Source organism: Nonomuraea sp. NPDC049486 (assembly GCF_040676925.1).
GTDB classification, from domain to species: domain Bacteria; phylum Actinomycetota; class Actinomycetes; order Streptosporangiales; family Streptosporangiaceae; genus Nonomuraea; species Nonomuraea ferruginea.
On sequence record NZ_JBFAPV010000006.1, the window covers coordinates 149,909 to 169,772 of the forward strand.

The following is a 19,864-nucleotide window of genomic DNA, read 5'->3' on the forward strand; positions in this document are numbered from 1 at the left end:
GAACGGTTCTCAAACGGTCGCGCTGATCTCACGACCCGGCAGGTCCCCGGACGGCGGCGGCGCACCCCGTGATCCGCGCGGTTCTCCCGCTCTATACAGTCGCCCCATGACGACCGTCCGCTCCCTGATCCTGTTCGCGCTGGCCGCCGTCGCGGAGATCGGCGGGGCCTGGCTCGTGTGGCAGGGGGTGCGGGAGCAGCGCGGGCTCCTCTGGATCGCCGCCGGCGTGCTCGCGCTCGGCGCCTACGGTTTCGTCGCCGCCTTCCAGCCGGACCCGCACTTCGGGCGCATCCTCGCCGCGTACGGCGGCGTGTTCGTGGCCGGGTCGCTGCTGTGGGGAGTGCTGGTCGACGGCTTCCGGCCCGACCGCTGGGACCTCTCGGGCGCGGCGATCTGCCTGGTCGGCGTGGCGGTCATCATGTACGCGCCGCGCGCCTAGTCGCAGAGCCGGGCGTCCGGCAGGGGGCGGCCCATCACCACGTCGGCGGCCGTCGGGAAGGCGCCGACGCACTGCTCGTTGATGCGGTAGAGGCTGGACGTGCCCTGACGCTCCACCAGCACGAAGCCGACGTCGGCGAGGATCTTCAGATGGTGGGACACGGTCGACTGGCCCACCCCGGACGCCGCCACGACCTCCCCGACGCTCATCGGCCCCCGGCGCCGGGCGAGCAGCGACACGATCTGGATGCGGGTGGCGTCGGCCAGCGCCCGGAACCAGCTCGCGTACTCTTCCGCCGCTGCGCGGTCCAGCGGCTGCGTCGACTCGTTCATCGGCCACCCACGATAGCCGTCAGGCGTCCCGCCGCAGCACCACGAGCGCCACGTCGTCCTCGCGCGACCCGAAGGCGGCCAGCATCCGGTCGCAGAAATGCTCCAGGTCGTCCTCGACCGTCTCCGCCAGCTCCCTGGCCCGCTCCAGGCTGACGTCCAGCAGCACGTCGCGGTCTTCGAGCAGCCCGTCGGTGAACAGGACGATGGTGCCGCCCGGCGGGAGCATCAGGTGGTCCACCTTGTACTCCTCCTCCGCCACCCCGAGCAGCAGATTGCCCATCCCGTGGTAACGCGCCCCGTCGCCGACCAGCAGGGGAGGGATGTGACCGGCGTTGGCGAGCTGGACCTCGCCGGTGCCGGGGTGCAGCAGCAGCATGCAGACCGTGGCCGTCATGCCCGGGTGGTAACGGCGCAGGACCTTGTTCAGCAGGCTCATCGAGGCCGCCAGGTCCACCTGGTCCATCACCGCGGCGCGCAGCGCGTGCCGCAGCTCGGCCATGACGGTGGCGGCGTGCAGGGAGTGGCCCATCACGTCGCCGATCGCCACCAGCACCCGGTCGTCGGCCTCCAGCACCTCGTAGAAGTCGCCGCCGACCTCCACGCTGTCGATCGCGGGCCGGTAACGCAGCCCCACCGACAGCCCCGGCACCTCGGGCACCCGCGTCGGCAGCAGGCTGCGCTGCAGGGTGAGCGAGATCGTGTGTTCCTGGGTGTAGGCGCGCAGCGCCTCCACGGCGAGCGCCAGCTCCTGGGCGAGCTGCCGCAGCAGGTTGATCTCGTTGCCGTCGAGTATGGGATCGGCCTCCACGCCCAGGAACACCGGCGGCCTGCTCTTCTTGGTGCGGCACAGCACACCCACGACGGGCCGCGTGACCTCCGAGCCGGGCATCAGCGTGGCCCAGTCGGCGGGGGAGATGGTGACCAGCTCGGCGCCGGCGCTCGGGCCCAGGACCATCTCGCACAACCGGTCGAGCAGGTCGGGCGCGACGTCCCTGGTGACGGCGCGCTCGCCCGGCTGGCCGAGGTAGCGGCGCAGCCGCCCGTCGGCCGGCACCGCCAGCGCCCTCGCCTGGCGGCCCAGGATCGAGGCGGTGCCCTGGACGGCCACCTCCTGCAGGCGTTCGAACGAGTCGGACCGGTTGATCCGCAGCGTCACCTCGGCCAGCTCGGCCAGCCGGTCGGCCATCACCTCCGCCCGCCGCCGCGCGCGCGAGTAGCGCAGCGTCGCCTCCACGGTCGCGATGAACTCACTCGGCTCGATCGGCTCCGCCAGGTAGGCGTCGGCCCCCCGCTCCAGACCCTCGGTACGGTCCTGCACGGTGACGGCGTTCCCCGACACCTGGATGACCGGGATGGACGCCGTCGCCGGATCGGCCTTGATGCGCTCGCACACCTCGAAGCCGCTCATGTCGGGCAGCCAGACGTCCAGGACCACCAGGTCGGGATGGTGCGCGTGCAGCACCGCCATCGCTTCCTCGCCGCCGCCCGCCTCGATCACGCTGTGACCGGCCCGGCGCAGCCAGCTGGACAGGATGTAGCGCTTGGCCGGCGTGTCGTCGACCACCAGCACGCTGGCCGGGCCGGAGTCAGGCACCGCGCCCCCTGGCCGCCTCGCGCACCGCCTCCAGCAGGTCGTGACGGCGCATCCCCTGCTTCGACAGCACGGGATGGCCCTCCGCCGCCTTGCCGGGCGCCACTGTCACCACGACCACCGAGACCTCCCCCAGGTTCTCGTCCTCCGACATCCGCTGCAGGAGCGCGTTGCCGTCAAGCCTGGGCATCAGCATGTCCAGCACGAGGACGTCCGGGGGCCGCGCCGTCATCAGCTCCAGCGCCTCGATGCCGTCGGCGGCCTCCTCGATCTCGCTCGCGACCCCGTACAGCATCCTACGGGCCAGCTCGCGGAAGCCCTGGTCGTCGTCGGCGATGAGCAGCCGCCCGATCTCGGGAGGCCCGTGGCGGCGGGGGAGCCGCAGGGTGGCGGTCGTGCCGGAGCCGGGCGCGCTGGTCAGCTCCAGCTGACCGTCGAGCGCCTCGGCCAGCCTGCGCGCGTACGGCAGGCCGAGGCCGGTGCCCTTGGTCTTGACCTGCAGCGCGTTGGGCACCTGGAAGAACTCCTCGAACACGCGGCTCAGGTGTTCCTCGGAGATGCCGATGCCGGTGTCGGACACCGTGATCACCACCTGGCCGGCCTCCTCGTCGAGGTGGGCGCTCAGCCGCACCTCGCCCTCCTGGGTGTACTTCAGCGCGTTCGCCACCAGGTTGCGCAGCACCCGGGTGAGCATGCCCTCGTCGGTGTAGATCTCGCCCACCTCCGGCGCCACCTCGGTGTGCAGGGCGACGTCGCTGGTGGGCTGCATGGTGGCTCTGAGCTGGTGCACGAGCCTGACGAGGTTCACGGACCCGAGCTGGGGATGCAGCGGGCCCGACTCGGCCTTGGCCATGTCGAGCAGCTCGCCGACGAGCGCCAGCAGCGTCTCCGCCGAGCTGCCGATGAACCCGATCTGCTGCTCCTGCTCCCCGGAGAGCGGCTCGCCGCCCGGGCCGGTCAGCAGCCGCACCAGGCCGATGATGGAGTTGAGCGGGGTGCGCAGCTCGTGGCTGACCGTGGCCCAGAACCGGTTCCTGGTCTCGGCCACCTCACGCAGCTGGCTGGACTTCTCGTCCAGCTCGGCGTAGAGGGCGACCACGCCCCTGTTGGTCTCCTCCAGCTCCGTGGACAGCTCGTTGTACAGGGCCAGCACGCCCGCATTGGTCTCCTGCAGCTCGGCGTTGAGCCGCAGCACGTCGTCCAGGGTCGCGGCCAGCTCCCTGTTCTGCTGGCGCAGCTCCTCCAACGCGGTGGTGGGGGCCACACGGGCCAGCTGCTCGCGGATCCGCGCGGCCGGCATCGAGGGCTTGCGCCCCGGCAGCCGCTTGACGAGGGTGAACCGCCCGTCGTCCGCGGTGACCCTGTCCACCAGGCGGCGGGCCAGCGCCACACCGTCGGATCCGGCCGGGTCGGCGTCCGCGGCGTGCTCGATCGTGATGATCAGTTCGCCGTCCTCCAGCGTGGAACGTACGAGGGCGCCCGAACCGATCACCTCCCGGCCCACCTCGCTGAGCGCGGTGGCGATCCGGATCTGGTCCTGCGCCTCCAGCCCGGCCAGCTCGGCGGCGGCACGGCCGAGCCGGCGCAGCACGAACACGTCCCGGTCCTCGGCCAGGCGCATCCTGAAAAGCTCAAGCGCGGTCACGTCGCGGCCTCACGATCACTACGCAGGCGTCGTCCCGCCGGCTGCCCGCGTCGCGGAGCAGCCCGGCGGCGATCACGGCGGGGGAGCGGGAGAACAGGCCCGGCATGGTGGTGGGCGACCACCGGTCCGTGAGCCCGTCGGAGTGCAGCACGACCGTCGCGTGCTCGTCCAGTTCGTACTCGTACTGCCTGAGGCGCCGCCGCTGGTGGCCGGTGATGCCGGGCACCGACACCATGCCCTGGCGGTCGTCGGCGTGCGTGATCCAGCCGGAGATGTTGCCCAGCCCGGCGTAGCTCACCCGCGCGGGGGTGACCCGCGCGACCGCGGCCGCGCCGCCGCGGGTGTGCGCCAGCCCGTCGTGCAGGCGGCGCAGGATGGCCAGCGGCTCGTCGGCCGGCCTCTCCAGGAAGAGCTCGACCGCCTCCCTGGAGGCGTGGGCGGCGGCCGGTCCGTGGCCCAGCCCGTCGAACACCAGGACGGTGATGTCCTGCTCGCCGGTGGACACGGCGAAGGCGTCACCCGAGACGACCTCCTCGCCGATGGGGCGGACGAGGCCGCTGGCCGGCGGCGGCTCGATCGTTCCCTTCGCGGCGAACTGGACGGCGAGCAGCGTTCCCCGGCCCGGCAGCGAGTGCACGTCGTACGAGGACGCCATGCGGGTGATGGCGCCCAGTCCGATGCCGAGCGTGCCGGAGGTCGAGTAGCCGTCGCGCAGCGCCCGCGCCACGTCCGGCATGCCCGGCCCCCGGTCCAGCGTGATCAGTTCGACCACCTGCGGCGCGACGGGGCAGGGGCGGACCAGGGCCACACCCTGCACGGCATGCTTGACCAGGTTGGAGACGGCCTCGGTGACCGCCACCGCCACCTGGCCGACGCGCTCGTCGCCGAACCCGGCCGTCTTGGCCAGGTCGACGGCCAGCCTGCGCACCGCCCCCACCGCGCTGGGCTCCTCGGCGCGGATCCAGGCGTCGTCGCGGACCTGGTCGGCTTCGATCATCCTCGGGCCCACTTCGTCACGACGATCGTGGTGCCCTCACCGGGGGCGGAGGTCAGGTCGAACTGGTCGACCAGCCGCCGCGAGCCGCCGAGGCCGAGGCCCAGCCCGGCGCCGGTGGTGTAGCCGTCGACCAGCGCCTGTTCGACGTCGGCGATGCCGGGGCCCTCGTCGCTGAAGGCCAGACGCAGCCCGCGACGCCGGCCGTCCTCGACGACCTCCACGGTGACGCGGCCCCCGCCGGCGTGCACCAGCACGTTGCGTGCCAGCTCGCTCGCCGCGGTCACCACCTTCGTCTGGTCTATCAGGGACATGCCCGCCTCGATCGCGACGGCGCGCACCTGCTGGCGGACCGCCACCACGTCGGCGTTGCTGGCGATGGGCATCCGGCCGCCGTCCGTCATCGCGTCGTGTCCCTGCCGCGGAGGTGGCCGAGCGCCGCGACGCCCTTCTCCAGGTCGAGCGCGGTGCGCACACCGCCGAGTGACAGACCGAGCTCCACCAGGGTGATGGCCACGGCCGGGCGCATGCCGACGACCACGGTGTCGGCGTCGAGCAGCCGGCACATGGCCGCGATGGTGGCGAGCATCCTGCCGATGAACGAGTCGATGATCTCGACCGCGGTGATGTCGATGACGACGCCCCGGGCGCCGGTCGCGACGACCCGTTCCGCCAGGTCCTCCTGCAGGCCCAGCACGCTCTGGTCGTCGAGGTCGATCTGGATGGAGATGATCAGGATGTCGCCGAGCTTGAGGATGGGGACACGTTCCATCACGCGTCCTCCGCGCGGATCGCGATCTGCGTCCGCCGGCCCTCGCCGAACTCGATGCCGCTGCGCCGCAGCGTGTACGCGAGCGCGTCGGCCAGGGTGGCCTTGGTCACGATGTCGCCGAACTCGATGCCGAGCGTGACGATCGTGTACGCGATCTGCGGGCTGATGCCGGAGATCACGCACTCGGCGCCCATGAGCCGCGCGGCCACCACGGTCTTGAGCAGGTGCTGGGCCACCTGCGTGTCGACGGCGGGGACGCCGGTGATGTCGATGACGGCGTGCTCGGACCCGGTGTCGACCAGGGTCTGCAGCAGCTTCTCCATCACGACCTGGGTCCTGGCCGAGTCGAGGGTGCCGACCAGGGGCACGGCCACGATGCCGTCCCAGAGCTTGACCACCGGGGTGGACAGCTCCAGGAGCTGCTCGGCCTGGTCCAGGATGACCTTCTCCCTGGCGGCCGCGTACGTCTCGATGGTGTACAGGCCCAGGTCGTCGATCAGCCGCGAGAACCAGATGAACCCGCGCAGCGCCTCGGGCTCCCCGTCGGCCTCGACGACCTCGTACACCGCCTCCTTGAGGCCGAACACCGCGCGTGCGGTGTCGGAGGGGGTGTGGCCCCGGCGGACGCGGTCGCGCGAGAGCTCCGCGAGCAGGCCGCGAATGTCGGCGAGGTCACTGCCTTCCTCCGCCAAGGCGGTGCGCAGGGCCTGGTAGAGCTCCTTCAGCTCGTCTACCGGGGCCTTGGCGAGGGCGCTCCAGCGGCGCAGGATCTGCTCGTCCGAAGTGCCCAGCAGCTCCTCTATGCGTCGCCTGGCGACGTCGGCATGGACGTTCAAATGGACTCCTGATGATACGTATGACGCACTGCCGGGCAAAGATTAACGCCCGATTGGTCCGGCAGGTGAAAGATGTGTGATTTGTCCCGAACCGTGTGCTCTCACGACGATATCCGATGCCGAGCACCACACCGCGTACCGAGATATTCCCGTGGTGCGAAAGCGGAAAGCCGCTGGCCGGGCCTGGTCAGGACACCGCCGCCGTGGTACGCCGGGGCACCAGCGTGGGCGTGATCGAGATGCGCGCCGACGCCGTCCGGCCGCCGATGCGCTCCAGCAGCAGCCGGCCCGCCGTGCGGCCCATGGTGACGCCCGACTGGTCGACGCTGGTGAGCGAGATGTGCGCCAGCGCGGCCAGCCAGCTGTTGTCGTATCCGGCGACCGAGACGTCGTCCGGCACGGCGAGCCCGGCCTCGCGCAGCGCGGCGAGGGCGCCGATGGCGGCCAGGTCGGCGCCCGCGAAGATCGCCGTCGGCGGCTCGGGCCGGCTCAGCAGCTCGCCGACGCCCTTGTGGCCGCCTTCCTCGGTGTACGTGGTCCACGCGATGTCGGCGTGCTCGCCCAGGCCCAGCCGGACCATGGCCCGCTCGTACGCCCGGGCGCGGATGGCCTGCAGCAGGGTGGCGGGCTCGCCCCGGCTGGAGTCGCGGTGGGCGATGTGCGCGATGCGGCGGTGGCCCAGGCCGGCCAGGTGCTCGACCACGAGCTCGGCGCCCACCTCGTCGTCGTCGAAGACGGCGTCGTAGCGGGGGGAGCGGTCGTGGCGGCCGAGCACCACGACCGGCACCGTGGCGGCGATCGCCTCCAGGTCGGACTGCGGGCTGAGGGGGGCGACCAGCACGATCCCGCCCACCGACTGGTCGATGAGCGCGTGGATGGCCCGCGACTCGCTCGCCGGGCCGCGGCCCCCCTGGCTGATCACGACCTCGTACCCGGTGCCGGCGATCTCCTCGACGACGCCGTCGACCAGGTCGGGGAAGAACGGGTTGCGCAGGTCGGGCAGGAGCACGCCGAGAGTGGAGGTGTGGCCGCGCAGCGCGCGGGCCGCCACGTGCGGCCGGTAGCCCAGCTCGTCGATGGCCGCCAGCACCCGGGCGCGCATGGAGGGGCTGACCCCGTAGGCGTCGCGGAGCACCTTGGACACCGCCGACCTGGACACCTGGGCGTGCAGCGCCACGTCCGCGATGGTCACCCTGGTCATCCGGCCTCCCGTAGAACGAACCACACCAGACGTGCCGTCGAGCCTCTTGACGCCCCTCCGGAGCGGAGGATAGCAATGGAGAACGTTCTACATCCCGTCTCGGAGCACCCGGATTCCCTCGACACCGCCCGCTTTCGCGACATAACCGGAAAGCGGCCTTTCCGCATGCCATAAATTTCCGGAAATATCACCGATGAGTAATCGTTATCCGGGCAAAGTCTTGACGCTACCGAATCGCAAAGTTTAAGTTAGCGGCGATTGGGGGGTTTGAAACGATTTAATGGTCCACGCGAAATTCCTGGAGGGCGTCATGAAGGCCGCTTGCCTCAGAGTCGCAGCCGCCGCCACCGCCGTGGTCACGTCACTGACCTCATGCGGGTCGTCCGAGCCGACCTCGGCCGACGGGACCGTCACGCTCAAGCTGCTCATCGACAACGCCGAGGCCACCGTGGCCGCCGCAGAATCCGTGGTGCGGGCGTTCGAGGCCGCCGAGCCCACTGTCGAAATCGACACCGAGACTCGTCCCGGCGGCGCCGAAGGCGACAACATCGTCAAAACCCGGCTCTCCACCGGCGAAATGGCCGACGTTTTCTGGTACAACTCGGGCTCGCTCATCCAGGCGCTCAACCCGAGCCAGACGCTCGTCGACCTCACCGGCGACCCCGTCCTCGCGAACGTGCAGGAGTCCTACCTGCCGGTGGTGTCCCACCAGGACAAGGTGTACGGGGTCCCGGCCGGCACCGCGGCCGGCGGCGGCATCCTCTACAACCGCAAGGTCTACGCCGACCTCGGCCTGGAGACGCCCAGGTCCTGGGCCGAGTTCATGGCCAACAACGACAAGGTCAAGGCCGCCGGCCTGGCGCCGGTCATCTCCACCTTCAAGGAGACCTGGACCTCGCAGCTGTTCGTGCTCGGCGACTTCTACAACGTCCAGGCCGCCGTGCCCGCCTTCGCCGCCGGCTACACCGCCAACAAGGCCAAGTACGCCACCACCCCGGCCGCGCTGTCGGGGTTCCGGAAGCTCGCCGAGGTGCACGCCGCCGGCCTGCTGAACGACGGGTTCGGCTCGGCCACCCTGGACAACGGGCTGAAGCTGCTGGCCGAGGGCAAGGGCGCGCACTACCCGATGCTCACCGGCGTGATGCCGGCCCTCATCGAGCAGTACCCGTCCGTCAAGACCGACATCGGCTTCTTCGGCATCCCCGGCGACGACCCGGGCACCCACGGCGCCACCGTCTGGGAGCCCGCCGGCGCCTACATCCCCGCCTCCAGCGAGCACGTCGACGCGGCCAAGAAGTTCCTCGCCTTCATCGCCTCACCGGCCGGCGCCCAGGCGTTCTCCGAGGGCGTCGCCCCGACGGGACCGTACCGGATCAAGGGCGCCGAGTTGCCCGAGGACGTCATCCAGGTGGCCAAGGACCTCAGCGCCTACATCGAGAGCGGCGCATCCGCGCCCGCGCTGGAGTTCGTCTCGCCGGTGAAGGGCCCGTCGCTGGAGCAGATCACCGTCGCCGTCGGCTCCGGGCTCACCACGCCGGCGGAAGGCGCGGCCCAGTACGACAAGGACGTGGAGAAGCAGGCCAGGCAACTGGGGCTGGCCGGATGGTGACCTCGGCCCGGCCTCGCCGGGCGGCCGCTCCGGAGAGCGGCCGCCGCCCGGCCCGGCCCAGGGCCCGCGCGGTCTACCCGTACGCGTTCTACCTGCCGGCCGGGATCGTCTACACCGTCATCTTCCTCGTGCCGACGGTGATGGCCTTCTACTTCGCGCTCACCCGGTGGACGCTGTTCGACAGCACGTTCGTCGGCCTGGACAACTTCCGCGACTTCTTCGCCGAGCAGAACCTGCGCGTCGGCTTCCGGAACACGATCGTCTACGCGGTCGTCACCAGCGGGCTGAAGGTGGTGCTCGGCCTGCTGCTGGGCGTGCTGCTCACCTCGAACCTGCGGCTGCGCGGCTTCCTGCGCTCGGTCGTGTTCTTCCCCGTGCTGGTCAGCACCGTCGCGGTCGGCATCACCTTCAGCGTCCTGCTCAAACCCGACACCGGCCTGGTCGACAAGGCGCTGGGCGTCTTCGGGATCTCCGGCCCCGACTGGCTCGGCGACGCCACGACCGCGCTGCTGTCGGTCGCGCTGGTCGACGTCTGGAAGGGCGTGGGCCTGGCCACCGTCATCTACATCGCCGGGATCATGTCGATCCCGCGCGACTACTACCAGGCGGTCGAGGTCGACGGCGGCAGCGCCTGGCACCGGTTCCGGCACGTCACGCTGCCGCTGTCCTGGCCCGCCACCTACTCGGTGATCATCCTGTCGTTCATCGGCGGCCTGCGCACCTTCGACCTCATCTGGACCATGACCCGGGGCGGTCCCGGCTTCACCAGCGACGTCATCGCCTCGATCATCTACAAGCAGTATCAGGCGGGCTTCTACGGCCTGGCCACGGCCGGGAACGTGATCCTGTTCCTCGCCGTCACCGCGATCGTGGTCCCGCTCGTCCGCCTGCTCGACCGCCGGGAGATCCACTCGTGAGGACAACCGCGCGCAGGATCGGCGCCGAGACGCTCGCGCTGGCGGTGGCCGCCGCCGTCTTCCTGGTGCCCTTCTCGTTCATGCTGCTCACCGCGGTCAAGGACGAGAAGCAGGCCGCCGACCTGGACTTCGCCTGGCCGACGAGCTGGCCCGTGGTGCGGAACCTGGTGGAGGTGATCTCCGCCCGCGACTACCTGCTGCTGACCGCGTACGTGAACAGCACCATCCTCACGGTCACCTCGGTCGCGCTGCTCGTGGTGTTCGCCTCCATGGCGGCGTTCGTGCTGCAGCGGCGGCCCGGCCGGGTGGCCGGCGTGGTCAACCTGCTCGTGCTGTCCGGGCTGATCATCCCGCCGGCCGTGGTGCCGACCATCTGGGTGCTGCAGGGCATCGGGCTGTTCAAGACGCTGCCGGGGCTCATCCTGGTCGAGGTCGCCTACAGCCTGTCGTTCGCGATGCTGCTCTACCGGGCGTTCATCGCCGCCATCCCGCGCGAGCTGGACGAGGCCGCCATGATCGACGGCTGCACCGGGATGGCGCTGTTCTTCCGGGTGATCTTCCCGTTGATGCGGCCGGTGACCATCACCGTGATCCTCACCACGTCCGTCGCCGTCTTCAACGACTTCGTCAACCCGCTCTACTTCCTGCCCGGCGACGAGAACGCCACCGTCCAGCTCACCCTCTACAACTTCCAGAGCCAGTACAGCACCCAGTGGAACCTGCTGTTCATGGACATCGTCCTGATCACGATTCCGCCGCTGCTGGCCTTCGTCTTCTTCAACCGCAAGATCGTGGCCGGCATGACCGCCGGCGCGATCAAGGGCTGACCCACTCGCACGAGGAGCACCATGACCCGAGCGTCCGGCATCACCGTCGACGCCCCCCGTTTCGAGCACCACCGCTTCGACCCGCACCGGCCGCCCCTCGGCATCGGTGCGTCCAGGCCACGCCTGACCTGGACCGTCACCGCCGCACCGCCGTCCTGGACGCAGGACGCGTACGAGATCGAGATCCGCACCGGCGGCGGTACCGCCAGCCACCTGGTGCGCTCGGCCGAGTCCCGGCTGGTGCCGTGGCCCGGCGAGCCGCTCGGCTCCGCCGAACGCTGCGCCGTCCGCGTCCGGGTGCACGGCGGCGGCCGGGCCGGCGACTGGAGTCCCTGGTCGGAGGCGGAGACCGGGCTGCTGACGGCGGACCGCTGGCAGGCCGCGGCCGCCGCGCCGCCGACGTCGCTCACCGGCCCGCCCGACGGCCCGGCGCCGCTGCTGCGCCGCGGCTTCGACCTGCGCGAGCGGCCCGTGCGGGCCCGCCTGTACGTGACCGCGCACGGCCTGTACGAGGTCGAGATCAACGGCCAGGTCGTCGGCGACGACGTGCTCGCGCCCGGCTGGACCAGCTACGGCCACCGGCTCCGCTACCGCACCCACGACGTCACCGCCCTGCTGCGGTCCGGCCCCAACGCGATCGGCGCGATGCTCGCCGACGGCTGGTACCGGGGCCGCGTCGGCTTCCTGGACGGCAGCACCAGCACGTACGGGACGCGCACCGCGCTCATCGCCCAGCTCGAACTCGTCTACGCCGACGGCGGCACCGAGACGCTCGTCACCGACGGCTCGTGGCGCGCCGCCCCCGGCCCGATCACCGCGACCGGCCTGTACGACGGCGAGAAGCACGACGCCCGGCTGCTGCCCGGCGGCTGGTCGTCGCCCGGGTTCGACGACTCCGGCTGGCTGCCCGCGGACGTGCTCGACCACGACCCCGCCCTGCTGGTGGCCCCCGACGGCCCGCCGGTGCGCCGGGTCGAGACGCTCGCCCCCGTCGCCACCCTGACCGGGCCGTCCGGCGAGACCATCCTCGACTTCGGCCAGAACATCTCCGGCCGGCTGCGCATCCGCGTGCAGGGTCCCGCCGGGCACACCGTCTCCCTGCGCCACGCCGAGGTCCTGGAGGACGGCGCGCCGGCCGTGCGCCCGCTGCGCGGCGCGGCCGCGCACGACACCTACACCCTGCGCGGCGGCGGGGCCGAGGAGTGGGAGCCGCGCTTCACCATCCACGGCTTCCGCTACGCCGAGGTGACCGGCTGGCCGGGGGAGATCCCACCGGACGGCGTGGTCGCCGTCGTCTGCCACACCGACATGCGCCGCACCGGCTGGTTCGGCTGCTCGGACCCGCTGCTGGAGCGGCTGCACGAGAACGTGGTGTGGAGCATGCGCGGCAACTTCGTCGACATCCCCACCGACTGCCCGCAGCGCGACGAGCGGCTCGGCTGGACCGGCGACATCCAGGTGTTCGCCCCGGCCGCGGCGTTCCTGTACGACTGCGCGGGCCCGCTCGCCTCCTGGCTGCGCGACCTCGCCGCCGAGCAGGCCGAGCTGGGCACGGTCCCGCCCTACGTGCCGTGGGTGCAGGTGCAGTTCCCGCCGCTGCCGGCCGCCGCCTGGGGAGACGCGGCGGTCCTCGTGCCGTGGGTGCTGTACGAGCGCACCGGCGACCTGGAGCTGCTGCGGCGGCAGTATCCGAGCATGCGGGCCTGGGTGGACCAGGTCGCCGGGCTGGCGGGGCCGGACCGGGTGTGGTCCGACGGGTTCCAGTTCGGCGACTGGCTCGACCCGTCCGCGCCGCCGGACGCGCCCGCCGACGGGCGCACCGACCCCTACCTGATCGCCACCGCCTACCACTTCTCCACCGCCTCCATCCTGGGACGGGTGGCCGGGCTGCTCGGCCACGAGGACGACGCGGCCCGTCACGCCGCTCTGGCGGGGGAGGTGCGGGAGGCGTTCCGGCGGGAGTACGTCACGCCGTCGGGACGGCTGGTCGGCGACAGCCAGACGGCCTACGCGGTCGCCCTCCGCTTCGGTCTGCTCGACGACGGCGGCGAGCGGGAGAGGGCCGGGCGGCGGCTGGCGGAGCTGGTCGCCAGGGACGGGTACCGGATCGGCACCGGCTTCGTCGGCACCCCGCTGGTCTGCGACGCCCTCGCGGAGACGGGCTCCCACGACGCGGCCTACCACCTGCTGACGCAGCGGGAGTGCCCGTCGTGGCTCTACCCGGTGACGATGGGGGCGACCACGATCTGGGAGAGGTGGGACAGCCTCCTGCCCGACGGGTCGGTCAACCCGGGGGAGATGACCTCGTTCAACCACTACGCGCTGGGGGCGGTGGCCGACTACCTGCACCGCGTGGTGGCCGGGCTGGCCCCCGCCGCGCCCGGCTACCGCCGCCTGCGGGTCGCGCCGCGGCCGGGCGGCGGCCTCACCCACGCCCGCGCCGCGCACGACACCCCGTACGGGCGGGCGGCGGTGTCGTGGCGGCGGGCGGGCACGGAGCTGACGGTCGAGGTGACGGTGCCGCCCGGCACGACGGCCGAGGTCGATCTGCCGGGTCGGGCCCCGGTGCAGGCCGGGCCCGGTGAGCACGTCTTCACCTGTGACCACCGCGCGGCGGATGACGACCCGCCGATCCCGGCCACGGCGGGCCCGTTCCCGCTCCCCGAACCCGTCGCGACGTCGTAGGTCACGAACGGGCGGGGCGCCACCGGCGTGGTGTCCCGCCCCTTCCTCACTCCGTCAGGTGAAGGGCCTGGCCACCTCGTCCAGGATCTCCTCGCCGACCTCCAGCAGGGACCGGGCCTCCTCCTCCTCGATCCACTGGAAGGTCGCCAGGCGCAGCGCCCCGAGGAAGGCCGCCGCCATCACCCGCGGCCGTGCCGGGGCGCGCCGGTCGGCGATGGCCTGCGCCAGCTCGCGTTCGAGTGCGGCGTGGTTGGCGAGCTGGCGTGCCAGCAGCGCCGGGTGCTTCTTGGCCAGCCGGGTGCGGATCGCCCACTCGCGGTCGGGGGTGCCGACCTCCTCGTACAGATCCAGGATCGTGGCCCGCATGGCCTGCCACGCGCTGTGGCCGGGAGGCTGCTCCTGCACCAGCGCCACCAGCCGGCGGAAGCGTTCCTCCTCCCCGTACAGGAGGGCGTCTTCCTTGCCGGCGAAGTAGTTGGAGAAGGTGCGGCGGGAGATGTTGGCGGCGTCGGCGATGGCCTCGACCGTCACGCCGTCGAAGCCGTGCTCGACGACGAGCCGCAGCGCCGCCTCGTGCACGGCCTGCCGGGTCTCGGCCTTCTTGCGCTCGCGCAGTCCCAGCGTCGTGGTGTCCATCTTGCGGTCACTCTACCCGCCGGGAATAGATGCGCAATGCGCAAACTTTCTCAATGGGAAGTAGAGTATCCGGTCGTCACCCCGAGATCCGAAACGGAGGTCGCGCGTGAGCGCACCCATGACAGCACCTGCCGAGCCGATGACGCATCGGCAGGTGCTGAAAGCCCTCAGCGGGCTGCTGCTGGTCCTGTTCGTCGCCATGATCAGCGGCACGATCGTGTCGGTCGCGCTGCCCCAGATCATCGGCGCGCTGAAGGGCACCCAGTCGCAGTACACCTGGGTCGTCACCGCCTCCCTGCTGGCCGCCACCGCGTCGACGCCGATCTGGGGGCGGCTGGCCGACCTCTTCAGCAAGAAACTGCTGCTCCAGATCTCCATCGTGATCTTCATGGTGACCTCGCTGGCCTGCGGGTTCGCCCAGAACACCGAGCAGCTCATCGCCTTCCGGGCGCTGCAGGGGCTCGGCATGGGCGCGCTGCAGATCCTGGTCCAGGTCCTGATCGCCGCGATGATCAGCCCCAAGGAGCGCGGCCGCTACAACGGTTACCTCGGCGCCGTCATGGCCGTGGCCACCGTCGGCGGGCCGCTGCTCGGCGGGCTCATCGCCGACACCTCGTGGCTGGGCTGGCGCTGGTGCTTCTTCATCGCCGTGCCCTTCACCGTCGTCGCCCTGGGCCTGCTCCACAAGACGCTGCACGTCGCCACCGTCCGCCAGGACAACGTCAAGATCGACTATGCCGGGGCGACCCTCATCGCGGCGGGCGTGAGCGTGCTGCTCATCTGGATCACGTTCGTCGGCAACTCCTTCGACTGGCTGTCGTGGCAGACCGCGGCCATGGCCGGCGGCGGCGCCGTCCTCCTGGCGCTGGCCACCTGGGTGGAGACCAGGGCCGCCCAGCCCGTGGTGCCGCTGCACGTCATCCGCCGCCGCACCCCCGCCCTGGCCATCGTGGCCAGCCTCGCGGTCGGCATGGCCATGTTCGGCGGCTCGGTCTTCCTGGGCCAGTACTTCCAGATCGGCCGCGGCTACACCCCGACCGAAGCGGGCCTGCTCACCATCCCGATGATGGCGGGCGTGCTGGTCTCCTCCACGATCAGCGGCCGCATGGTCTCCAGGAGCGGCAAGATCAAGCCGTACATCGTGACCGGCTCGATCGTGCTCACCCTGGGCTTCCTGGTGCTGTCGACGATGGACCACCAGACCTCGCTGTACCTCATCGGCGCCGCCATGGTGCTGGTCGGCGTGGGCGTCGGCATGTCGATGCAGAACCTGGTGCTGGCCATCCAGAACACCGTCCCGCTGCGCGAACTCGGCGCGGCCAGCGGCGCCATCACGTTCTTCCGCTCGCTCGGCGGCACCATCGGCGTCTCGGTCCTCGGCGCCGTCCTCGCCAACCAGGTCGCCACCAGCATCAGCCAGGGGCTGGCCAAGGCCGGCATCCCGGCCTCGGCCAGCGGCGGCGCGGCCACCCTCGACATCGCCGCCCTGCCGGAGCCGATCAAGACGATCGTCCGATCCGCGTACGGGGACGCGACCGGTCACATCTTCCTCATCTCGGCGGGGCTCTCGGTCGTGGGCGTCATCGCCACCCTCTTCTTCAAGTCCGTCACCCTCCGCGACACCCTGGACCTCCCGGACCCCAAGCAGGCGGACGAGCACCCGGTCCCGACCTCCTGACACCGGCCCCTTCCCGTGCCGAGCCGCCAGGATGAATCCGTGACTCCTGATCATCGGGTGACCCGGGTCGAGAAGATGCTCGACGGCGGTACGGGGTTCAGCGCCGCCTGGACGGCCGTGGGGGACAAGGTCACCGTTCCCGTGGCGTCGCGGCCCGTCCCAGACTCCAGGCTCCTGTCCTCGATCGGGCGCGGCCTGCGTGCGTGCGGCCAGACCCGCGTCCTCGCCGCGCCGCTCGGTGCACGGCGAGTCGAGACGATCCTGGTGGGCGATGGCGCCCTCGCGCTCCCGGGTTCGTGGGCCGGCTCCGACGTCGTTATGACTTTGCCCGACATGTCAGGAGCGGTTTTCATGACCATGCGGCAGTACGCCCTCGTCTCCGGCCCTCGTGCGTTCGTCGCGGCCTGCCTCGCCTGCGGGACCGAACAGGCGAAGGCGGATTTCGCGCGGCTCGCGCGGCGGCTCGCCACGACGAATCCCTTCCTGCTGGAGGTCGCGGCGGCTCATCCGCCCCGATGGCCCTCCTGGCGGACGCCGGCGGAGGTGCCACCGGAGTCGGTCACCCGGAGGAAACTCTCGCTGATCGACGGGTTCGTGGCGGGCCGCCTCGACGTCGAGCGGTTCCGCCACGCTTGGGTGGCGGCGAGAAGGGAAGCCATGGCGGCGGGGGAGCGGGCGCACGGCGATCTCGGCCGGCTTCTCGACGAGGCGTTCCACGAGATCGACGACTACGACGTGTACTCCGACGAGCGGGAGTTCACCCGGAGGATGACCGTGCTGCACGCCCGGCTCCACGACATGTCGCGCACGCAGGAACCCGGCTGACAGTCGGGTTCGCCCACTCCACCAGCGCGCGGGTCAGTCCGCCTTCTTCCAGCGGGCGATCAGCTCGTCGTAGTCCAGGGTCTCCGGCTTGCCGCGCTCGTCCGGGAGCTTCGCCACGGGCGCGCCCGGCTGGTCGAACCAGTACTGCGCGTCCCGTTCCTGGTTCAGCTTGGGCGCGCACTGGCCGCCGTAGCCGCGGCGCTCCAGCCGGGACAGGATGTCGTCCTGCTGCTTGGCCAGGCTGTCCATCGACTGCTGCGGCGTGGTCTCGCCCGTGACGGCGGTGGCCACGTTCTGCCACCACAGCTGCGCCAGCCGCGGGTAGTCCGGCACGTTCGTCCCGGTCGGCGTCCACTGCACGCGCGCCGGGCCGCGGTAGAACTCGATCAGCCCGCCGTACTTCTCCGCGTTCTGCTCGAAGTACTCGCTGCGGATGTCGGTGTCGCGGATGAACGTCAGCCCGACGATCGACTTCTTCAGCGACACCGTCTTGGACGTGACGAACTGCGCGTACAGCCAGGCCGCCGCCCTGCGCTCGGCCGGGGTGCTCTTCAGCAGCGTCCACGACCCGGCGTCCTGGTAGCCGAGCTTGTGGCCGTCCTTCCAGTACGCGCCGTGCGGGCTCGGCGCCATCCGCCACTTGGGCGTGCCGTCCTCGTTCACCACCGGCAGCCCCGGCTGGGTCAGGTCGGCGGTGAAGGCCGTGTACCAGAAGATCTGCTGGGCGATGTTGCCCTGCGCCGGCACCGGGCCCGCCTCGCTGAAGTTCATGCCCGCCGCCTCGCGCGGGGCGTACTTCTTCAGCCAGTCGACGTACTTGGTCAGCGCGTACACGGCGGCGGGCCCGTTCGTGTCGCCGCCGCGGCTGACGGACGAGCCGACCGGGCGGCAGTTCTCCACCCGGATGCCCCAGTCGTCCACCGGCAGCCCGTTCGGGATGCCCGGGTCGCCGTTGCCCGCCATCGACAGCCACGCGTCGGTGAACCGCCATCCCAGCGACGGGTCCTTGCGCCCGTAGTCCATGTGGCCGTAGACCTTCTGGCCGTCGATCGTCCCGTCACCGTTCACCTTGCTGGTGAAGAAGTCGGCGATGTCCTCGTACGCGGCCCAGTTGACCGGCACCCCGAGCTCGTAGCCGTACGCGTCCCTGAACTGCTTCTTGATGGCCGGGTCGGTGAACCAGTCGTAGCGGAACCAGTACAGGTTCGCGAACTGCTGGTCGGGCAGCTGGTAGATCTTCTTGTCGGGCCCGGTGGTGAAGCTGATCCCGATGAAGTCCTCCAGGTCCAGCGTCGGCGAGGTGACCGCCTTGCCCTCCCCGGCGATGTAGTCCGACAGCGGCAGCACGTAGTCGCCGCGCGCGTGGGTGCCGATCAGGTCGGAGTCGTTGACGTAGGCGTCGTAGATGTTCTGGCCGCCCTGGATCTGCGTCTGCAGCTTCTCGATCACGTCGCCCTCCTGGATCAGGTCGTGCTTGAGCCTGATCCCGGTGATCTCGGAGAACGCCTTGGCGAGCTGCTGCGACTCGTACTCGTGGGTGGTGATCGTCTCCGACACCACGTTGATCTCCATGCCGCGGTACGGGGCCGCGGCCTTCATGAACCAGTCCATCTCGGCGAGCTGCTGCTCCTTGGAGAGCGTGCTCGGGGTGAACTCGGTGGACACCCACCGCTGGGCGGCCGCCTTGGCGTCGGCCTCCCTGAACTCGCCGCCGCCTGCCGAGCCGCCGCCCTGCGAGCAGCCCGTGACCAGCAGGACGAGCACGGCCGCGCAGATCGTGCTCCTCTTGGGGATCTTCCTGCCGAACGGCATAGCCGCCTCCTTAGTCAGCCCCACATCCCGATCGCCAGCACCACCAGGAACGCCACCGCCAGCGCCAGCCACATGGACAGATCGGTGACGGCGATCCACCCGGCGAGCACGGCGGCCGCGCTGATCAGGCCGATGTACAGCCGGTCCCCCCGATCGGTCTCGATGCGCAGGAACCCCCGCCGCGACACCGGCGGCGAGATCCTCGCCCAGATCGCCATCCCGCACAGCAGCAGGCCGAGGCCGACGAAGACGGCGGCGGTGGGCCCGGTCCACACCATCCAGTCGGGCATCGGCTACACCCTCCCCAGACTGAAACCCTTGGCGATGTAGTTGCGGACGAACCAGATGACGATCGCGCCCGGCACGATCGTCAGCACCCCGGCCGCCGCGAGCAGCCCCCAATCGACGCCCGCCGCGCTCACCGTGCGGGTCATGGTGGCGGCGATCGGCTTGGCGTTCACCGACGTGATCGTGCGCGCGATGAGCAGCTCGACCCAGCTGAACATGAAGCAGAAGAACAGCGTGACGCCGATCGCCGACCGGATCATCGGCAGGAAGATCCTGACGAAGAACCGGGGCAGCGAGTAGCCGTCGATCGCGGCCGTCTCGTCGATCTCGCGCGGGATCCCGGACATGAAGCCCTCCAGGATCCACACCGCGAGCGGCACGTTGAACAGCATGTGCGCGATGGCCACGCCCAGATGGGTGTCGAACAGCCCGACCGCCTGGTAGATCTGGAAGAACGGCAGCAGGAACACCGCGGGCGGCGCCATCCTGTTCGTCAGCAGCCAGAAGAACAGGTGCTTGTCCCCGACGAACCTGAACCGGGAGAACGCGTACGCGGCCGGCAGCGCGATGACGAGCGACATGACCGCGTTCATGGACGTGTAGACGATCGAGTTGACATAGCTGGAGTACCACACCGGGTCGGTGAAGAACGTGACGTAGTTGTCGAACGTCACCCGCTCCGGGATGAGCCGGAAGCTGCCGAGGATGTCCTGGTTCGGGCGGATCGACATGCCGAACATCCACAGCAGCGGCAGCATCAGCGTGATCCCGTACAGC

19 protein-coding genes are annotated in these 19,864 nt (G+C 70.9%); 7 read left to right on the plus strand and 12 right to left on the minus strand.

Annotated features, from left to right (window positions below; genetic code table 11):
* Positions 1-106: 106 nt before the first annotated feature.
* On the plus strand, positions 107-439 hold the full coding sequence (locus AB0K05_RS19480; RefSeq protein WP_364230609.1) for a YnfA family protein: 333 nt from the start codon (positions 107-109) through the stop codon (positions 437-439).
* Here the strand turns inward: AB0K05_RS19480 and AB0K05_RS19485 are convergent.
* The 8 genes from AB0K05_RS19485 to AB0K05_RS19520 form a co-directional block, all read right to left on the minus strand.
* A complete protein-coding gene (locus AB0K05_RS19485) occupies positions 436-771 on the minus strand; it encodes a metalloregulator ArsR/SmtB family transcription factor (RefSeq protein ID WP_148031347.1) in 336 nt (111 codons plus the stop codon). The genes AB0K05_RS19480 and AB0K05_RS19485 overlap by 4 nt on opposite strands.
* Before the next feature lie 19 nt (positions 772-790).
* Complete coding sequence (locus AB0K05_RS19490; protein WP_364230612.1) at positions 791-2,365, minus strand: SpoIIE family protein phosphatase; 1,575 nt, start codon at positions 2,363-2,365, stop codon at positions 791-793.
* A complete protein-coding gene (locus tag AB0K05_RS19495) occupies positions 2,358-4,007 on the minus strand; it encodes an ATP-binding protein (protein WP_271279554.1) in 1,650 nt (549 codons plus the stop codon). Before AB0K05_RS19495 ends, AB0K05_RS19490 begins: the two co-directional genes overlap by 8 nt.
* Positions 3,994-5,004: an ATP-binding SpoIIE family protein phosphatase gene (locus AB0K05_RS19500; RefSeq protein WP_364230615.1), complete on the minus strand. Its 1,011-nt coding sequence runs from the start codon at positions 5,002-5,004 to the stop codon at positions 3,994-3,996. The genes AB0K05_RS19495 and AB0K05_RS19500 overlap by 14 nt, the downstream gene beginning before the upstream one ends.
* Positions 5,001-5,405, minus strand: a complete 405-nt coding sequence (locus tag AB0K05_RS19505; protein WP_271279552.1) for an anti-sigma regulatory factor — start codon at positions 5,403-5,405, stop codon at positions 5,001-5,003. Before AB0K05_RS19505 ends, AB0K05_RS19500 begins: the two co-directional genes overlap by 4 nt.
* Positions 5,402-5,773, minus strand: coding sequence for an STAS domain-containing protein (locus AB0K05_RS19510; protein ID WP_364230617.1), 372 nt, complete (start codon positions 5,771-5,773; stop codon positions 5,402-5,404). The genes AB0K05_RS19505 and AB0K05_RS19510 overlap by 4 nt, the downstream gene beginning before the upstream one ends.
* Positions 5,773-6,609 carry an STAS domain-containing protein gene (locus AB0K05_RS19515; protein ID WP_364230619.1) on the minus strand — a complete coding sequence of 279 codons (837 nt, stop codon included), beginning with the start codon at positions 6,607-6,609 and terminating at the stop codon, positions 5,773-5,775. The genes AB0K05_RS19510 and AB0K05_RS19515 overlap by 1 nt, the downstream gene beginning before the upstream one ends.
* Positions 6,610-6,796: 187 nt before the next feature.
* Positions 6,797-7,810: a LacI family DNA-binding transcriptional regulator gene (locus AB0K05_RS19520; RefSeq protein WP_148031354.1), complete on the minus strand. Its 1,014-nt coding sequence runs from the start codon at positions 7,808-7,810 to the stop codon at positions 6,797-6,799.
* A 310-nt stretch (positions 7,811-8,120) separates the two neighbouring features.
* Here AB0K05_RS19520 and AB0K05_RS19525 point away from each other — a divergent pair, with 310 nt between their 5' ends.
* Genes AB0K05_RS19525 through AB0K05_RS19540 form a run of 4 tightly spaced genes read left to right on the plus strand, consistent with a single transcriptional unit; the run spans position 8,121 to position 13,848 of the window.
* Positions 8,121-9,419: an extracellular solute-binding protein gene (locus AB0K05_RS19525; RefSeq protein WP_271279549.1), complete on the plus strand. Its 1,299-nt coding sequence runs from the start codon at positions 8,121-8,123 to the stop codon at positions 9,417-9,419.
* Positions 9,413-10,336 (plus strand): sugar ABC transporter permease, encoded by a 924-nt coding sequence (locus tag AB0K05_RS19530; protein WP_364230622.1) that lies wholly within the window; start codon positions 9,413-9,415, stop codon positions 10,334-10,336. Before AB0K05_RS19525 ends, AB0K05_RS19530 begins: the two co-directional genes overlap by 7 nt.
* Positions 10,333-11,163 (plus strand): carbohydrate ABC transporter permease, encoded by an 831-nt coding sequence (locus AB0K05_RS19535; RefSeq protein WP_364230625.1) that lies wholly within the window; start codon positions 10,333-10,335, stop codon positions 11,161-11,163. Before AB0K05_RS19530 ends, AB0K05_RS19535 begins: the two co-directional genes overlap by 4 nt.
* Positions 11,164-11,184: 21 nt before the next feature.
* Positions 11,185-13,848, plus strand: a complete 2,664-nt coding sequence (locus tag AB0K05_RS19540; protein WP_364230627.1) for a glycoside hydrolase family 78 protein — start codon at positions 11,185-11,187, stop codon at positions 13,846-13,848.
* 54 nt (positions 13,849-13,902) lie between these two features.
* Here AB0K05_RS19540 and AB0K05_RS19545 read toward each other — a convergent pair whose 3' ends face one another.
* Positions 13,903-14,484: a TetR family transcriptional regulator gene (locus AB0K05_RS19545; RefSeq protein WP_219545772.1), complete on the minus strand. Its 582-nt coding sequence runs from the start codon at positions 14,482-14,484 to the stop codon at positions 13,903-13,905.
* 139 nt (positions 14,485-14,623) lie between these two features.
* Here AB0K05_RS19545 and AB0K05_RS19550 point away from each other — a divergent pair, with 139 nt between their 5' ends.
* A complete protein-coding gene (locus AB0K05_RS19550; protein ID WP_364230937.1) occupies positions 14,624-16,162 on the plus strand; it encodes an MDR family MFS transporter in 1,539 nt (512 codons plus the stop codon).
* 39 nt (positions 16,163-16,201) lie between these two features.
* On the plus strand, positions 16,202-16,987 hold the full coding sequence (locus AB0K05_RS19555) for a hypothetical protein (RefSeq protein WP_364230631.1): 786 nt from the start codon (positions 16,202-16,204) through the stop codon (positions 16,985-16,987).
* Positions 16,988-17,020: 33 nt separating this feature from the next.
* Here the strand turns inward: AB0K05_RS19555 and AB0K05_RS19560 are convergent, their stop codons facing one another.
* Genes AB0K05_RS19560 through AB0K05_RS19570 form a run of 3 tightly spaced genes read right to left on the minus strand, consistent with a single transcriptional unit; the run spans position 17,021 to position 19,845 of the window.
* On the minus strand, positions 17,021-18,799 hold the full coding sequence (locus AB0K05_RS19560) for an ABC transporter substrate-binding protein (protein WP_364230633.1): 1,779 nt from the start codon (positions 18,797-18,799) through the stop codon (positions 17,021-17,023).
* A gap of 14 nt (positions 18,800-18,813) precedes the next feature.
* Positions 18,814-19,089, minus strand: coding sequence for a DUF2160 family membrane protein (locus AB0K05_RS19565; RefSeq protein ID WP_219545769.1), 276 nt, complete (start codon positions 19,087-19,089; stop codon positions 18,814-18,816).
* A gap of 3 nt (positions 19,090-19,092) precedes the next feature.
* Positions 19,093-19,845: a carbohydrate ABC transporter permease gene (locus AB0K05_RS19570; protein ID WP_364230940.1), complete on the minus strand. Its 753-nt coding sequence runs from the start codon at positions 19,843-19,845 to the stop codon at positions 19,093-19,095.
* Positions 19,846-19,864 lie beyond the last annotated feature (19 nt).

Bases quoted from the DNA above. Each gene is read 5' to 3' on its own strand.
- AB0K05_RS19480 (WP_364230609.1), top strand. From the start codon at position 107: ATGACGACCGTCCGCTCCCTGATCCTGTTCGCGCTGGCCGCCGTCGCG.
- AB0K05_RS19545 (WP_219545772.1), bottom strand. From the start codon at position 14,484: ATGGACACCACGACGCTGGGACTGCGCGAGCGCAAGAAGGCCGAGACC.
- AB0K05_RS19520 (WP_148031354.1), bottom strand. From the start codon at position 7,810: ATGACCAGGGTGACCATCGCGGACGTGGCGCTGCACGCCCAGGTGTCC.
- AB0K05_RS19565 (WP_219545769.1), bottom strand. From the start codon at position 19,089: ATGCCCGACTGGATGGTGTGGACCGGGCCCACCGCCGCCGTCTTCGTC.
- AB0K05_RS19505 (WP_271279552.1), bottom strand. From the start codon at position 5,405: ATGACGGACGGCGGCCGGATGCCCATCGCCAGCAACGCCGACGTGGTG.
- AB0K05_RS19485 (WP_148031347.1), bottom strand. From the start codon at position 771: ATGAACGAGTCGACGCAGCCGCTGGACCGCGCAGCGGCGGAAGAGTAC.
- AB0K05_RS19570 (WP_364230940.1), bottom strand. From the start codon at position 19,845: ATGCTGCCGCTGCTGTGGATGTTCGGCATGTCGATCCGCCCGAACCAG.
- AB0K05_RS19500 (WP_364230615.1), bottom strand. From the start codon at position 5,004: ATGATCGAAGCCGACCAGGTCCGCGACGACGCCTGGATCCGCGCCGAG.
- AB0K05_RS19550 (WP_364230937.1), top strand. From the start codon at position 14,624: ATGACGCATCGGCAGGTGCTGAAAGCCCTCAGCGGGCTGCTGCTGGTC.
- AB0K05_RS19540 (WP_364230627.1), top strand. From the start codon at position 11,185: ATGACCCGAGCGTCCGGCATCACCGTCGACGCCCCCCGTTTCGAGCAC.
- AB0K05_RS19560 (WP_364230633.1), bottom strand. From the start codon at position 18,799: ATGCCGTTCGGCAGGAAGATCCCCAAGAGGAGCACGATCTGCGCGGCC.
- AB0K05_RS19510 (WP_364230617.1), bottom strand. From the start codon at position 5,773: ATGGAACGTGTCCCCATCCTCAAGCTCGGCGACATCCTGATCATCTCC.
- AB0K05_RS19525 (WP_271279549.1), top strand. From the start codon at position 8,121: ATGAAGGCCGCTTGCCTCAGAGTCGCAGCCGCCGCCACCGCCGTGGTC.
- AB0K05_RS19530 (WP_364230622.1), top strand. From the start codon at position 9,413: ATGGTGACCTCGGCCCGGCCTCGCCGGGCGGCCGCTCCGGAGAGCGGC.